The following is a 14816-nucleotide window of genomic DNA, read 5'->3' as shown; positions in this document are numbered from 1 at the left end:
CCCCGGGCGGCGTGCGCGCGCTGGCCGCCGCCACCGACGCGGCGGCGCAGGAGCTCGCCGCCTGGCTGCGGCAGGTGCGCTGATGCCTTCCTCCCTGCAGCAGCAGCTGGAAGCCGCCGGATTGCAGGTGCTGGGTCCATGCGAGCAGCTGTCGCAGCGTCCCGGGCTGCTGGCCTCCTCGCCGCTGCTGCAGGACTTCAGCGCCGCCGAGGCCGACCTGCTGGGCACCGCCATGCTGCGGGTGCAGGGGCAGCCGGGCCAGGTGCTGATCGCTGAAGGCGACGCCAGCGACTGGCTGATGCTGCTGCTGCGCGGCACCGTCGACGTGGGCAAGCGCGACGCCCTCCTGCCCGAGGCGGCGCCGCCCCAGGCCGACGGCAGCACGCGCATCGCCGTCGTGCGCGAAGGCGCGGTGCTGGGCGAGATGTCGATGTTCGACGGCGAGCCGCGCTACGCGAGCTGCTGGGCGCTGACCGAGGTCGAGGCCGCGGTGCTCAGCCGTGCCGGCGTCGGCGACTTGGTGCAGCGGCACCCGGCCGTGGGCGCCAAGCTGCTGGTCAAGCTCACCCAGCTGCTGGCGCAGCGGCTGCGCAACACCAGCAACCAGCTGGTGAAGGCGCTGCGCCGCGCCGAAGCGGCGGCCGATCCGGTCAGTGCGCCAGCGCCGGGAACAGCTTGAGCAGGCCTTCGGACATCACTTCCACCGCCAGCGCAGCCAGGATCAGGCCCATCAGCCGGGTCATCACGTTGATGCCGGTCTTGCCCAGCACGCGGGCAATGGGCCCGGCCAGCGAGAAGCACAGGGCCGTGGCCACCCCGATGACGATGCCGTAGCCCACCAGCGCCGACATCTGCCACACGCTCTTGGCGCGCTCGGCGTAGATCACCACGGTGGAAATCGTCGCCGGCCCGGTCAGCAGCGGAATGGTCAGCGGCACCACCGCGATGCTGGCGCCCATCGCCGCCTTCTCGGCGCCTTGCTCCAGCTCCCGCGTTTGCGGCTTGGCCTCGGCCGGCTGGGCGTTCAGCATGTTGAGCGCACTGGTCAAGAGCAGCATGCCGCCGCCCACCTGGAAGCTGGCCAGCGAGATGCCGAAGAACTGCAGGATGCCGGTGCCGAACACCGCGCTGGCGGCGATCACCAGGAACGCCGACAGCGAGGCCACGCCCACCGTGCGGCGGCGCTGCATGCGCGTGAAGCCCTGCGTGTAGTGGATGTAGAACGGCACGATGGCCAGCGGATTGACGATGGCCAGCAGCGTGACCAGCGGCTTGTAGTCGATGGCGATCATGCGGCGCCGCGCCCGTTCGCGTCCATCAGCGGCCTCCGGACACGTCCAGCAGGGACATGGTGGTGTAGCTCGCGGCGGGCGACAGCAGCCAGGCGATGGCCTGCGCCACTTCGTCGGCCGTGCCGCCGCGCTGCATCGGGACCTGGGGCGCGAGCCGCTCCACCCGGTCCGGGATGCCGCCGGAGGCGTGGATGCCGGTCACGATCAGGCCGGGGCGCACCGCGTTCACGCGGATGCCCTCGTTGGCGACCTCGCGCGCCAGCCCGATGGTGAACGCGTCGATCGCGCCCTTGGCCGCCGCGTAGTCCACGTACTGGCCCGGCGCGCCCAGGCGCGCGGCCGCGCTCGACACGTTGACGATGGCGCCGCCCGCGCCGCCGTGGCGCGTGCTCATGCGGCGCACCGCCTCGCGCGCGCACAGCAGGCTGCCGATCACGTTGATGTCGAACATGCGCTTCCAGCGCGCCATGCTCATCTCGTCGACGCGGGCGGTGACGTCGACCACGCCGGCGTTGTTGACCAGCGCCGTCATGCGGCCGAGTTCGCGGTCGATGGTGCCGAACATGGCCAGCACCTGGGCTTCATCGGCCACGTCGGCGCGCACGGCGATGGCCTTGCCGCCGTTCGCGGCGATGCGCGCCACCACCTCTTCGGCTGCATCCGGCCGGCTGGTGTAGTTGACGGCCACGGCGTAGCCCTGCGTCGCGGCCAGCAGAGCGGTGGCCGCGCCGATGCCGCGGCTGCCCCCAGTCACCAGAAGCACTTGATCCAAGGAACCCTCCTGCACAAAACGGCGCGCGATGCGCTACAAAGCGCGATTACATCAACAAAGCCAGGAGTGTGTCATGGGAACTTACGTGCACCTGAAGGCGGCCGACGGCTTCGTGTTTCCGGCGTACGTGGCCGAACCCGACGGCCCGCCGCGCGGCGGCATCGTGGTCGTGCCGGAGATCTTCGGCGTCAATTCGCACATCCGGGCGGTCGCCGACGGCTTCGCGGCCGAAGGCTACCTGGCCGTCGCACCCGCGACCTTCGAGCGCGTGCAGCGCGGTGTCGAGCTCGGCTACCGCGCCCACGACATGCAGGCCGGATCGGCCCTGAAGAAATCGGCGGAGGCGCTGCCCGCGCCCGGCGTGCTGCCGGACCTGCAGGCGGCGGTGCAGCACGCGGCGCACGGCGGCAAGGTGGGCATCGTCGGCTACTGCTGGGGCGGCCTGCTGGCCTGGCGCGCCGCCTGCGAACTGGACGGCCTGACGGCGGCCGTCACCTACTACGGCGGCGGCATGGCCGGCGAGACCGAGGCGGCGCGCAAGCCGCGCGTGCCGGTGCTGTCGCACTTCTCCGACCGCGACAAAAGCATTCCGATGGAGGGCGTGGAAGCTTTCCGCAAGGTGCATCCGGAGGTGGAAATGCATGTCTACCCGGCCGAGCACGGCTTCAACTGCGACCAGCGCGGCGCCTGGAACGCCGAGGCGGCCCAGCAGGCGCGCGCGCGCACGCTGGCCTTCTTCGGCAAGCACCTGGGGTGAGGCCCGTGCGCGCGTTCACGCCGTTCACGCAACTGCTGGCACTGTGTGCGCTGGCGGCCAGCGCGGCGGCGGCCGACTACACCGGCCCGCTGTTCGATGCGCACCTGCACTACAACGAGGAGGCCTGGAACGGACAGGCCGGCCCGCATCCGCTGGAGGACGTGCTGGCGCGCATGCAGCGCAACGGCGTGCGCGCCATCGTCGCCAACTCGCGGCCCAACGACGGCACCAGGTCGCTGGCGTCCTCGCCGCAGGTGCGCCAGGCGGGCGTGACGGTCGTGCCTTTCGTGCGCCTGTACCGCAGCCGCGCCGACTACGACAACTGGTACCGCGACCCGGCCATCTACGAGATGGTGGAAACGGAGCTCGCGCGCGGCACCGCGTCCGGCCCGTACCGCGGCATCGGCGAGTTCCACCTGTACGACAGCGCCAATGCCAACGGCCCGATCGCGCGCAAGCTGATGGCGCTGGCCGACGACAAGGGACTGGCGGTGCTGGCGCACGTGGACGACGCGGCCATCGACCTGCTGATGGCGAACACGGGTTCGCGCGGGCAGAAGACGCGGCTGATCTGGGCGCACACCGGCATCGGCGGCGCGCCGGTGGCGCGGGTGGACCAGCTGTTCGCGCGCTATCCGCTGCTGATGGGAGAGCTGTCGTACCGGCCCGGCCTGACCTGCGAGGGCGGCACGCTGTGCCCCGAATGGCGTGCGCTGCTGGTGAAGTATCCCGGCCGCTTCATGGTCGGCTCGGACACCTGGGTCAACCAGCGCTGGCAGTATTACGACGACACGATGAAGGGCTACCGCACCTGGCTGGGCGAGCTGCCGCCGGCGCTGGCGCGGCGCATCGCCTGGGACAACGCGGCCGATCTGTTTGGAGTGAAGGCGCCCTGAACCGGGGCGAGCGGTCAGGGCTTCTTGCGGCCCGAATGCGGGCCGCTGCCGCCTTCCTGGCGGTAGGCCTCCTCGATCTGCCGCGCCAGCGCCTCCGGCCGCGTGGCCTCTTCCAGCGCGCGCAGCTCGCGGTCTTCCACCGGCGCGCCGACCTGCCTGGCGATGGCTTCCAGCAACTGCAGCATCTTGGTGTTCTCCTGCTCGGACAGCAGGTTGATCTGCAGGTCCAGCTGGCTGCGCCGCTCGCTCACCCGCATTTCGTAGTTCTGCGCGATCAGGATGAAGGACGACAGGAAGATCGCTTCCAGCGACACGCACAGCGTGAGGAAGGTGAAGGGATAGGGGTCGAAGCGGGGCAGCTCCGGCAGCACGTTCCACGTGATCCAGGCCGCGAAGAGGGCCACGTGGATCCAGACGAAGACGATGCTGCCGCAGAAGTTCGCCACGAATTCGGCGATGCGGTCGGCGAAGCTGCGGTTGGTCTTGGCCAGATCGTCCAGCTTGCGCATCGCCTGCACGTTCTTTTGCGTCACGTCGTTCACGCTGCGCTGTGAACGGTAGCTGGAGGAAGAGGGCGCGTTCATGTCTGTTCCTGGTACAGGGCGCGCAACAGCGCGAGCGCATTATCGGCCGCAGCGCCCGACGCCGTGTTGTCGAAGATGCACCAGACCTCCTGGCCCGCGTCGCTCGCCTGCCGCATGCGATGCGCCACCGCCTGCAGCTGCTCCGGCGGATAGGACGAGTAGTACATGCGCGGCGAGCCGTGCAGCCGCAGGTACACGCGCTGCGGCCAGCCGCCCGGCCACTGCCCCGGCGCATGGCGCACCGGGTCGGCCAGCACGCGGGCCACCTGCATGCGCTGCAGCAGGCCGTCGGCTTCGTCGGTGAACCAGCTCGCATGGCGCGGCTCCATGGCGAGCGCGGTGTCGCCGCACGTGTTGCGCAGCGTTTCGAGGAAGCGCGCGGCGATGTCCGCATCGAACGCCAGGCTGGGCGGCAGCTGCACCAGCAGGCAGGCCAGGCGTGTGCCCAGGCCTGCCACCTGGCCGAGGAACGCATGCAGCTCGCCCTCGCAATCCACCAGCCTGCGTTCGTGCGTGATGGTCTTGGGCAGCTTGGCCGAGAACCGGAAATCCGCCGGCACGCTGTCGGCCCAGCGCTCGTACAGGCTGCGCGCGTGCGGCCGGTGGAACGAGGAATTGATCTCCGCCGCATTCAAGCGCGTGGCATAGCGCTGCAGGTGGCTGCCGCCTTCGCCGAACGCCTGCTGCACCGCGCGCGGCAGGCTCCAGCCTGCGCAGCCGATCCGGATCATGCCTGGCGCCATCGTGATGAAGGCGCTACCGCGCGCCGGTGCGCGCCAGGTAGCGCTTGCGCCAGAACACCACGCCCAGCCCCACGGCGATGGCGGCCATGGCCCCCATGGTCCACAGGAAGCCGGCTTCGCGGTGGATGAAAGGCAGGAACTCGAAGTTCATGCCGAACACGCCGGCGATCAGGTTGAGCGGCAGGAAGATGGCCGTCAACGCGGTCAGCGTCTGCATGATCTCGTTGGTGCGGTTGCCCAGTGCCGAGAAGTGGATCTGCACCGCCGTCTCGGCGCTGCCCTCCATGCGGCGCACGTGCAGCACCACGCGCTGGATGTGCTCGACCACGTCGCGTGCGCGGGCCAGCAGGCCGTCGCGCTCGGCCTGCGGCATCCAGGGCGCCGGCTGCTCGCGCTGCGTGTCCAGCCATTCCTGCATGGCGTCGTTCTGGCCCTCGCTCAGGTCCTCCAATGCGTGCAGTGCGTTGCGCGCGGTCATGAGCGCCGCCCAATCGGCGCCGCGCGAGCCCGGCGCCAGCAGCTTTTGCTGCCAGTCGTCGAGTTCGGCGCTCAGCTCCTTGCGCAGCTCCAGGTAGCTGTCCACCATCAGGTTGAGCATGCGCAGCATCAGGTCGGCCGGGCTGCTCGGCAGGCGGCTGCGCGCGGCGGCGGTCATCAGCCCTTCGCTGTGCAGCGCGTCGGCCAGGTAGCGCGCGATGAAGGAACGCGCGGTGAAGCAGCCGGCCGGGTGCACGGTGACCAGCAGCCGGTCGAACACCACGAAGCCGACCGCGCGCGTGCGGATGCGCCCGAAGCCGCCCAGCGGCGTGGCGCGCGGCGGGCCGGTCTCGCCCAGTTCGATGCGCACTTCCTCCTCGGTGGCCAGGCGGCGGAACACCACCGTGTCGTAGACCGAGGTGTAGTCGTAGCGCGAGGGGTGCGCGCGGTTGGCCAGGTCGTTGACGTGCAGGTCCAGCATCGGCGAGCCGCCGAGGGTCTGGGCGGCGCGCTGCAGCGCCGGCAGTTCCGCTTCCAGCGCCTCGCGCTCAAGGAAGATCCAGACAAAGCCGTTGGCAGGCGCGCGCTCGGGCGGCTGGTCCAGGAAGCGCAGGGTGCCGGCGCCGAATTCGACGATCTGCATGGGCATCAGCGGGCGCAGGGGCGCACGTCAGGCCTTCAGGCGGCGCGCCGCATCCAGCGCGAAATAAGTCAGCACGCCGTTGGCGCCGGCGCGCTTGAAGGCGAGCAGGCTCTCCAGCATGACCGCGTCGTGGTCCAGCCAGCCGTTCTGCGCCGCCGCCTTCAGCATGGCGTACTCGCCGGACACCTGGTAGGCGAAGGTCGGCACGCGGAACTCGTCCTTCACGCGGCGCAGCACGTCCAGGTAGGGCATGCCGGGCTTGACCATCACCATGTCGGCGCCCTCGGCGATGTCCATGGCCACCTCGCGCAGCGCCTCGTCGGTGTTGCCCGGGTCCATCTGGTAGACCTTCTTGTTGCTCTTGCCCAGGGTGGCGGCGGACCCCACGGCATCGCGGAACGGGCCGTAGAAGGCGCTCGCGTACTTGGCGGCATAGGCCATGATGCGGGTGTGCACGTGGCCCTTGCCTTCCAGCGCCTGGCGGATCGCGCCGATGCGCCCGTCCATCATGTCGCTGGGCGCCACGATGTCCACGCCGGCGTCGGCCTGCACCAGCGCTTGGCGCACCAGCACCTCCACGGTCGGGTCGTTCAGGATGTAGCCGCTGTCGTCCAGCAGGCCGTCCTGGCCGTGGCTGGTGAAGGGGTCCAGCGCCACGTCGGTCATCACGCCGAGCTCGGGAAACCGCTTTTTCAGCTCGCGCACCACCCGGGGCACCAAGCCCTCGGGATTGAAGGCCTCCTGGCCGTCCGGGGTCTTCAGCGACGGGTCGATCACCGGGAACAGCGCCAGGGCCGGCACGCCCAAGGCGAGGCACTCCTCGGCCACGGGCAGCAGCAAGTCCAGGCTCAGGCGATCCACGCCCGGCATGGACGCCACGGCTTCACGGCGCTTCTCGCCCTCGTGGACGAACACCGGATAAATGAAATCGTGCGCCGTCAGGGTGTGCTCGCGCACCAGGTTGCGGGTGAATTCGTCGCGCCGCAGCCGGCGGGGCCGGCCGTGGGGATAGGAGGCGAAGGGCGTCATGGGGAAAATTGTGCCCGATTGGCGACACTGCGCCCGGCGAATGAACGCTTTGGACGTCATCTTGAGCAAAACAACGCCCAGTAAGCAAAATCTGTACATGGGGAAACTTGAAACCTGCCGCGTGGTTTGTTAAATTACGTCTGGGCGGCTTGCCGCTCCCCGCTTTTCCTCCCTGAGCGGGTGCCTTAATGTGTGACAGCAAAAAGGCTTCCCACCCCGGCTTATTGAGCCGGGGTTTTTTTTGCCCGCGCTTTTCCTCCCAATTCATGGGCTTCAGCCGACGCGGCCGGGCGAGTGACCCCCACTACACTCGCGCCATGCTTTGGGTCAAGGCCTTCCACATCGTGTTCGTCGCGAGCTGGTTCGCGGGGCTGTTCTATCTGCCGCGGATCTTCGTCAACCTGGCGATGGTTCCTGCCAACTCGCCGGCCGAACGCGGCCGCCTGCTGCTGATGGCGCGCAAGCTGCTGCGCTTCACGACGCTGCTGGCCGTTCCGGCGCTGGCCCTGGGCCTGTGGCTGTGGCTCGGCTGGGGAATCGGGCGCGGCAGCGGCTGGCTGCACGCCAAACTGGTCCTGGTGCTGGCCACCCTGGGCTACCACCATGGCTGCGGCGTGCTGCTGCGCCGCTTCGAGGCGGGCGCCAACCGGCGCAGCCACCGCTGGTACCGCTGGTTCAACGAGGCGCCGGTGCTGCTGCTGACGGCCATCGTGGTCCTGGTCGTCGTCAAGCCCTTCTGAACCGCATGCACAAGACCTCGGCCTGGCCCCTGTCCGAAGCGTATGTGGCGCTCATTGTCTACGCGAGCCTGTACCCGTTCACCGGCTGGCGCGACCAGGGCGTCAACCCGTTCGCCTTCCTGAGCAGCCCCTGGCCGAAGTACTGGACCGGCTTCGACATCGGGGCCAACGTGGTCGGCTACGTGCCGCTCGGCTTCCTGCTGGCCCTGAGCTTTTTGCGGCGCGGCATCGGCCTGCGCCGCATTCCGCGCAGCAACGGCGTGGCGATTGCCATCGCGGCAGTGGTCGCGGCGCTGCTGTCCCTGTGCATGGAAGCCGTGCAAACCTACCTGCCTTCGCGGGTGGCGTCCAACCTCGATTTCGGCCTGAACGTCGGTGGCGCGGTACTGGGCGCCCTGCTGGCGGCCGGGCTGGAACTGGCCGGCGCCATCGACCGCTGGAGCCGCTTTCGGGTGCGCTGGTTCGTGCCGGAGGCGCGCGGCGCCCTTGTGCTGCTGGCCTTGTGGCCGTTCGCGCTGCTGTTCCCGGCTTCCGTTCCGCTGGGCCTGGGGCAGGTGCTGGAACGGCTGGAAGCGACGCTGGCCGAATGGCTGCAGGACACGCCGTTCCTGGAATGGCTGCCGATGCGCGAGGTGGAGCTGCAGCCGCTTGTGCCCGCGGCCGAGCTGCTGTGCGTGGCGCTGGGCGTGCTGGTGCCGTGCCTGCTGGCGTTTTCGGTGATCCAGTCGATGTGGCGGCGGGGACTGTTCGCCCTGCTGCTGGTCAGTGCCGGCGTTCTGCTGACAGCTTTGTCGGCGGCGCTCAGCTGGGGCCCGACCCACGCCTGGGCCTGGCTCAGCCTGCCGGTGCAGTCGGGCCTGCTGTTCGGGGTGCTGCTGGTGGCCATCCTCATTGCCTTGCCGCCGCGCGGCTGCGCCGCGGTGGCCGTGCTGGCATTGGGCGTGCAGCTGAGCGTGATCAACCAGGCGCCGGCCAGCGCCTATTTCGCCAATACGCTGCAGACCTGGGAGCAGGGACGCTTCATCCGCTTCAACGGGCTGGCCCAATGGCTGGGCTGGCTGTGGCCATATGCGACCCTGGTTTATGTAGTGGTTCGGCTGTCCCGGCGCGAGCGCGAACCTAAAATGGCCCCATGAGCCAGTCCACCGACCCCTCGTACTACGAGCGCCACATCTTTTTCTGCTTGAACAAGCGCGACAACGGCGAGGCATGCTGCTCCGACCACAACGCGGATGCGGCCTACGCGCGCTGCAAGTCGCAGGTCAAGGCGCACGGCCTCAACGGGCCCGGCAAGGTGCGCGTCAACAAGTCCGGATGCCTTGACCGCTGCGCCGCCGGACCGGTGGTCGTGGTCTACCCGGAAGCCGTCTGGTACAGCTATGTCGACGCGGCCGACATCGATGAGATCGTCGAATCGCACCTGAAGAACGGCCAGGTCGTCGAACGCCTGCTCACCCCGCCGCACCTGGGGCGCTGATGCAGGCGCGCACCGGGCGCTTCGACGTCGCTGGCCCCTCCGGACGGCTGCAGGCCCAGCGCGACGAGCCGCTGGACGCCGCGCCGCGCGGCACGGCGGTGATCGCGCATCCGCATCCGCTGTTCGGCGGCACCATGCACAACAAGGTGGCGTATACGCTGGCGCGCGCCTTCGTGCAGGCCGGCTGGGCCGCGGTGCGCTTCAATTTCCGCGGCACCGACCAGAGCGAAGGCGTGCATGACGAGGGCCGCGGCGAGGTCGACGACATGCTGGCCGTGATCGACCAAGCGGCGGCCGACGGCCCGCTCGCCCTGGCCGGTTTTTCCTTCGGTTCCTGTGTGACCACGCACGTGGTGGCTGCGCTGGCGGGCAAGCGCGAGCTGCAAAGCGTGGTGCTGGTCGGCACGTCGACCGAGCGCTCGCCGGCCGCCGCGATTCCCGAACACCTGCACGAACGCACGCTGGTCGTGCACGGCGAGCAGGACGAGACGGTGGCGCTGGCCTCCGTGCTCGGATGGGCGCGGCCGCAGGCACTCCCTGTCACGGTCGTTCCCGGAGCGGAGCACTTCTTTCACGGACAATTGCCGCTCCTGAAGAACCTGGTGATTCGCCACCTTCGCTGACAGATGAACATTTGCATGCCCAAGGCGCTGCTGGCGCCTTTGCTGACGTTGTTCTGCCTGGTGGCCGCGGCTCAGGCGCCGCAACCGCCGGACATCGCGGCGCGCAGCTACCTGCTGATGGACCTCAGCGCCAACCAGGTGCTGGCTGCCCGCGCCATCGACGCGCCGGTGGAACCCGCGTCTCTGACCAAGCTGATGACCGCTTATCTGGTGTTCGACGCGCTGCGGGCCAGGAAGCTGGACCTGAAGCAGCCGGTGCCGGTGAGCCAGCGCGCTTGGAAGATGGGCGGCTCGCGCATGTACATCGACTCGAAGATGCAGGTGCCGGTGGAAGACCTGATCAAGGGAATGATCGTGCAGTCGGGCAACGACGCCACCGTGCTGCTGGCCGAGGCCGTGGGCGGAACGGTCGAGCATTTCGTCGAGCTGATGAACCAGCAGGCCAGGGCGCTGGGCATGAAGTCCACCACCTTCAAGAACCCTGAAGGACTGCCCGCGCCCGGACACACCACGACGGGGCGGGACCTGGGCGTCCTGGCCGCCCGGCTGCTGCAGGACTACCCGGAGGACGTGAAGTACTACGCCATCAAGAAGTACCGCTACGAAGGCACCCCGGCCGCCAACGACACCAACCGGAACATGCTGCTGTTGCGCGATCCGACGGTGGACGGCCTCAATACAGGCTACAGCGATGCGGCCGGCTACGGCCTGGTCGCCACCGCGCGGCGCGACTTCCCCAACCTGCAGGGCCGGCGCCTGGTGGCCGTGATCCTCGGCGCCACCAGCGAAAGCAGCCGTGCCAACGAGGCGCAGAAGCTGCTCAACTGGGGTTACACGGCTTATGAAGGCGTCAAGCTGTTCGACGCCAACCAGGCGGTGGCGCAACCGGTGGTGTGGAAGGGCACGACCAGGAAGGTCAAGCTCGGCCAGCCGCGGCAGGTGGTGGTTGCCGTTCCTACCGGCACCGGCGCCAAGCTCAAGACCCAGATCGCGCGGCCCGACCCGCTGATCGCGCCCATCGGCAAGGGCCAACAGGTCGGCATGCTCAAAGTGTCGTCCGGCGACCAGGTGGTGGTCGAGGTGCCCATGGTGGCGCTGGAAGCGGTGGAGCAGGCTGGTGTCGTCAGCCGGGCCTGGGACGCGATGCGCTTGTGGATCAGATAAAGACAAGGTGCCGGACCCAGCGCCACTGTTCGGCACCTCTGACTAGAGTTATTCCCCGCTTCGCTTGAGCCTCAGCCCCACCCGGGCTATACTGGAGGGCTTTTCCGCGCTTGGGGCGTGGGAAAGTTTTTTGTTTTCACGTTTCAGGAACCTGTTTTTCATGCCAACCATCAATCAACTCGTGCGTCACGGGCGGGAGGTCGAAAAGACCAACTCCAAGTCCCCCGCGATGCAGAACAGCCCGCAGCGCCGTGGCGTGTGCACCCGCGTGTACACCACGACCCCGAAGAAGCCGAACTCGGCCCTGCGCAAGGTCGCCAAGGTGCGCCTGACCAACGGCTTCGAAGTCATTTCCTACATCGGCGGCGAAGGCCACAACCTGCAGGAGCACTCGGTGGTGCTGGTGCGCGGCGGCCGTGTGAAGGACTTGCCGGGCGTGCGCTACCACATCGTGCGCGGCTCGCTGGATCTGCAAGGCGTGAAAGACCGCAAGCAGTCCCGCTCCAAGTACGGCGCCAAGCGCCCGAAGAAGGCCTAAAAGAATTTTCGTTTGTCGGTGCTTTCATCGCTCGGCAGGCGATGAGAAGCGTAGTGACCCACAAGCCGCGAATCGTCGGGCCGGGTCGAGTAAGTGGGCAGTCTTGATGGCTCCCGCGGCCTCCGCAAGGATGGCCAACTGAAGCAATTTTGAAGAGGTAAATCATGCCGCGTCGTCGCGAAGTTCCGAAACGTGAAATCCTGCCGGACCCCAAGTACGGCAATGTCGAGCTGGCCAAGTTCATGAACGTCATCATGCAAGGCGGCAAGAAGGCCATCGCAGAGCGCATCGTCTACGGCGCCCTCGAGCAGATCGAGAAGAAGAACCCGGGCCGTGACCCGGTGGAAGCCTTCACCATGGCGATCAACAACATCAAGCCCATGGTCGAAGTGAAGTCCCGCCGCGTGGGCGGCGCCAACTACCAGGTGCCGGTGGAAGTGCGCCCGGTGCGCCGCCTGGCGCTGTCGATGCGCTGGCTCAAGGAAGCTGCCAAGAAGCGCGGCGAAAAGTCCATGGCCCTGCGCCTGGCCAATGAACTCATGGAAGCCACGGAAGGCCGCGGCGGCGCCATGAAGAAGCGCGACGAAGTGCACCGCATGGCCGAGGCGAACAAGGCCTTCAGCCACTTCCGCTTCTAACGTCCGTCCCCATCTAGCGAATTAGGGAAATGGGGCCCGCCAAGCGCGGGCCTTTCCTGTTTTTAACGAAAGACCATCATGGCCCGCAAAACGCCTATTGAGCGCTACCGCAACATCGGTATCTCGGCGCACATCGACGCCGGCAAGACGACCACGACCGAGCGCATCCTGTTCTACACCGGCGTGAACCACAAGATCGGCGAAGTGCACGATGGCGCCGCCACGATGGACTGGATGGAGCAGGAACAGGAACGTGGCATCACGATCACGTCGGCTGCGACCACCTGCTTCTGGAAGGGCATGGACCTGTCTTTCCCCGAGCACCGCATCAACATCATCGACACCCCCGGCCACGTGGACTTCACCATCGAGGTGGAGCGTTCCATGCGCGTGCTGGACGGCGCCTGCATGGTGTACTGCGCCGTGGGCGGGGTGCAGCCGCAGTCCGAGACTGTCTGGCGCCAGGCCAACAAGTACAAGGTGCCGCGCCTCGCGTTCGTCAACAAGATGGACCGCACCGGCGCCAACTTCTTCAAGGTCTACGACCAGATGAAGCTGCGCCTGAAGGCCAACCCGGTCCCGATCGTGATCCCGATCGGCGCCGAGGAAAACTTCACCGGCGTGGTCGACCTGCGCAAGATGAAGGCCATCTACTGGGACGAAGCGTCCCAGGGCATGAAGTTCAACTACGACGAAATCCCCGCCGCGCTGCTCGCGCAGGCCAAGGAATGGCGCGAGAAGATGGTGGAGGCCGCGGCCGAAGCCAACGACGAGCTGATGAACAAGTACCTGGAAGAAGGTGACCTGACCGAAGAGGAGATCACCTTCGGCCTGCGCACGCGTACCATCGCCAGCGAAATCCAGCCGATGCTGTGCGGCACCGCGTTCAAGAACAAGGGCGTGCAGCGCATGCTCGACGCCGTCATTGAACTGATGCCTTCGCCGGTGGACATTCCTCCGGTCAAGGGCATGGACGACGACGAAAAGCCGGTGACCCGCAACGCCGACGACGGCGAGAAGTTCTCCGCGCTGGCGTTCAAGCTGATGACCGACCCGTTCGTGGGCCAGCTCACTTTCGTGCGCGTCTACTCGGGCGTGCTGAGCAAGGGCGACAGCGTCTACAACCCGATTCGCGGCAAGAAGGAACGCATCGGCCGGATCGTGCAGATGCACGCCAACAACCGCCTGGAAGTCGACGAAATCCGCGCCGGCGACATCGCCGCCTGCGTGGGCCTGAAGGATGTCACCACCGGTGAGACGCTGTGCGACCCGAGTGCGATCGTCATGCTCGAGCGCATGGTGTTCCCCGAGCCCGTGATCGCGCAGGCGGTGGAGCCGAAGACCAAGGTCGACCAGGAAAAGATGGGCATCGCCCTGAACCGCCTGGCGCAGGAAGACCCGTCGTTCCGTGTCCGCACCGACGAGGAAACCGGCCAGACCATCATCGCCGGCATGGGCGAGCTGCACCTGGAAATCATCGTCGACCGCATGAGGCGTGAATTCGGCGTGGAAGCAAACGTCGGCAAGCCGCAGGTGGCCTACCGCGAGACGATCCGCCGCGTGGTGGAAGATGCCGAAGGCAAGTTCGTGCGCCAGTCGGGCGGCAAGGGCCAGTACGGCCACGTCGTGCTGAAGCTCGAGCCGAACGAACCTGGCAAGGGCATCGAGTTCGTCGACGCCATCAAGGGCGGCGTGGTTCCGCGCGAGTTCATCCCCGCGGTCGAAAAGGGCATCAACGAAGCGGTGACGCAGGGCGTGCTGGCCGGCTATCCGGTGGTGGACGTCAAGGTCACGCTGCACTTCGGTTCGTACCACGACGTGGACTCGAACGAACTGGCGTTCAAGATGGCTGCCATCTTCGGCTTCAAGGAGGGCGCGAAGAAGGCCCAGCCGGTCATCCTCGAGCCGATGATGGCCGTGGAAGTGGAAACGCCTGAAGACTACGCCGGCAACGTGATGGGCGACCTGGCATCGCGTCGCGGCATGGTGCAGGGCATGGAAGATATGGTTGGTGGCGGCAAGGCCATCAAGGCCGAAGTGCCGCTGTCGGAAATGTTCGGCTACTCGACGACGCTGCGCTCCATGTCGCAGGGCCGCGCGACGTACACGATGGAGTTCAAGCACTACAGCGAAGCTCCGAAGAACGTCGCCGACACCATCATCGCGTCCCGCGCGAAGTAACGGCCGGCCAAAAGCCAGGAATTGTCTGCGACCCGACCCCCCTCGCTGCCCGTGGCGAAGGAATCAGGAGCCGGGTGCAGACGTAAAACCAATACACGGGCATTGCTCTTTATCGGAGAGATTTGAATGGCAAAAGGTAAGTTCGAGCGTACGAAGCCGCACGTGAACGTGGGCACGATCGGTCACGTGGACCACGGCAAGACGACGCTGACGGCGGCGATCACGACGGTGCTGTCGAGCAAGTTCGGCGGCGAAGCGAAGG

At 67.5% G+C, this 14816-nt stretch carries 18 protein-coding genes; 12 read left to right on the top strand and 6 right to left on the bottom strand.

Annotation, left to right across the window (positions count from 1 at the left end; genetic code table 11):
- Positions 1–82: 82 nt before the first annotated feature.
- The gene (locus H0U68_RS09650; protein WP_296354996.1) at positions 83–679 is read left to right on the top strand and encodes a Crp/Fnr family transcriptional regulator; all 597 of its coding nucleotides are present in this window, start codon (positions 83–85) and stop codon (positions 677–679) included.
- Here the strand turns inward: H0U68_RS09650 and H0U68_RS09645 are convergent.
- Together H0U68_RS09645 and H0U68_RS09640 are read right to left on the bottom strand one after the other, a co-directional pair.
- Entirely contained in the window at positions 651–1283 is a 633-nt protein-coding gene (locus H0U68_RS09645; protein WP_296355003.1) for a MarC family protein, read from the bottom strand. The genes H0U68_RS09650 and H0U68_RS09645 overlap by 29 nt on opposite strands.
- Positions 1284–1317: 34 nt before the next feature.
- Positions 1318–2064, bottom strand: a complete 747-nt coding sequence (locus H0U68_RS09640) for an SDR family oxidoreductase (protein ID WP_296354994.1) — start codon at positions 2062–2064, stop codon at positions 1318–1320.
- Between the two features lie 73 nt (positions 2065–2137).
- Between H0U68_RS09640 and H0U68_RS09635 the strand changes: the two genes are divergently transcribed.
- Both H0U68_RS09635 and H0U68_RS09630 read left to right on the top strand, forming a co-directional pair.
- Positions 2138–2821 carry a dienelactone hydrolase family protein gene (locus H0U68_RS09635; RefSeq protein WP_296354991.1) on the top strand — a complete coding sequence of 228 codons (684 nt, stop codon included), beginning with the start codon at positions 2138–2140 and terminating at the stop codon, positions 2819–2821.
- Between the two features lie 35 nt (positions 2822–2856).
- Positions 2857–3717, top strand: coding sequence for an amidohydrolase (locus H0U68_RS09630; protein WP_296355001.1), 861 nt, complete (start codon positions 2857–2859; stop codon positions 3715–3717).
- A 14-nt stretch (positions 3718–3731) separates the two neighbouring features.
- Here H0U68_RS09630 and H0U68_RS09625 read toward each other — a convergent pair whose 3' ends face one another.
- The 4 genes from H0U68_RS09625 to hemB are packed head-to-tail and all read right to left on the bottom strand — an operon-like array spanning position 3732 to position 7193.
- Positions 3732–4301, bottom strand: a complete 570-nt coding sequence (locus tag H0U68_RS09625; RefSeq protein WP_296354989.1) for a DUF1003 domain-containing protein — start codon at positions 4299–4301, stop codon at positions 3732–3734.
- A complete protein-coding gene (locus tag H0U68_RS09620) occupies positions 4298–5032 on the bottom strand; it encodes a DUF72 domain-containing protein (protein ID WP_296354987.1) in 735 nt (244 codons plus the stop codon). Before H0U68_RS09620 ends, H0U68_RS09625 begins: the two co-directional genes overlap by 4 nt.
- A 25-nt stretch (positions 5033–5057) precedes the next feature.
- Positions 5058–6164: a magnesium transporter CorA family protein gene (locus tag H0U68_RS09615; protein WP_296354985.1), complete on the bottom strand. Its 1107-nt coding sequence runs from the start codon at positions 6162–6164 to the stop codon at positions 5058–5060.
- A 27-nt stretch (positions 6165–6191) separates the two neighbouring features.
- Positions 6192–7193 carry a porphobilinogen synthase gene (gene hemB, locus H0U68_RS09610; RefSeq protein WP_296354983.1) on the bottom strand — a complete coding sequence of 334 codons (1002 nt, stop codon included), beginning with the start codon at positions 7191–7193 and terminating at the stop codon, positions 6192–6194.
- Positions 7194–7510: 317 nt separating this feature from the next.
- Between hemB and H0U68_RS09605 the strand changes: the two genes are divergently transcribed.
- The 9 genes from H0U68_RS09605 to H0U68_RS09565 form a co-directional block, all read left to right on the top strand.
- A complete protein-coding gene (locus H0U68_RS09605) occupies positions 7511–7933 on the top strand; it encodes a CopD family protein (protein ID WP_296354981.1) in 423 nt (140 codons plus the stop codon).
- A gap of 5 nt (positions 7934–7938) precedes the next feature.
- Positions 7939–9069, top strand: a complete 1131-nt coding sequence (locus H0U68_RS09600) for a VanZ family protein (protein ID WP_296354980.1) — start codon at positions 7939–7941, stop codon at positions 9067–9069.
- A complete protein-coding gene (locus tag H0U68_RS09595) occupies positions 9066–9410 on the top strand; it encodes a (2Fe-2S) ferredoxin domain-containing protein (protein ID WP_296354978.1) in 345 nt (114 codons plus the stop codon). Before H0U68_RS09600 ends, H0U68_RS09595 begins: the two co-directional genes overlap by 4 nt.
- Complete coding sequence (locus H0U68_RS09590) at positions 9410–10033, top strand: alpha/beta fold hydrolase (protein WP_296354977.1); 624 nt, start codon at positions 9410–9412, stop codon at positions 10031–10033. The genes H0U68_RS09595 and H0U68_RS09590 overlap by 1 nt, the downstream gene beginning before the upstream one ends.
- A 15-nt stretch (positions 10034–10048) precedes the next feature.
- A complete protein-coding gene (locus H0U68_RS09585; RefSeq protein WP_296355000.1) occupies positions 10049–11197 on the top strand; it encodes a D-alanyl-D-alanine carboxypeptidase family protein in 1149 nt (382 codons plus the stop codon).
- 160 nt (positions 11198–11357) lie between these two features.
- Positions 11358–11735, top strand: a complete 378-nt coding sequence (gene rpsL, locus H0U68_RS09580; protein WP_048438439.1) for a 30S ribosomal protein S12 — start codon at positions 11358–11360, stop codon at positions 11733–11735.
- A gap of 164 nt (positions 11736–11899) precedes the next feature.
- Positions 11900–12373, top strand: a complete 474-nt coding sequence (gene rpsG, locus H0U68_RS09575; RefSeq protein ID WP_296354972.1) for a 30S ribosomal protein S7 — start codon at positions 11900–11902, stop codon at positions 12371–12373.
- Positions 12374–12451: 78 nt separating this feature from the next.
- Positions 12452–14554, top strand: a complete 2103-nt coding sequence (gene fusA / locus H0U68_RS09570; protein WP_296354970.1) for an elongation factor G — start codon at positions 12452–12454, stop codon at positions 14552–14554.
- Positions 14555–14680: 126 nt separating this feature from the next.
- Positions 14681–14816: GTP-binding protein (locus tag H0U68_RS09565; protein ID WP_296354998.1), on the top strand; the 136-nt coding region annotated here is incomplete at its 3' end.

The organism is Ramlibacter sp. (assembly GCF_013697775.1).
Lineage (GTDB): Bacteria > Pseudomonadota > Gammaproteobacteria > Burkholderiales > Burkholderiaceae_C > Ramlibacter.
This window is presented reverse-complemented; position numbering and strand designations above follow the sequence as displayed.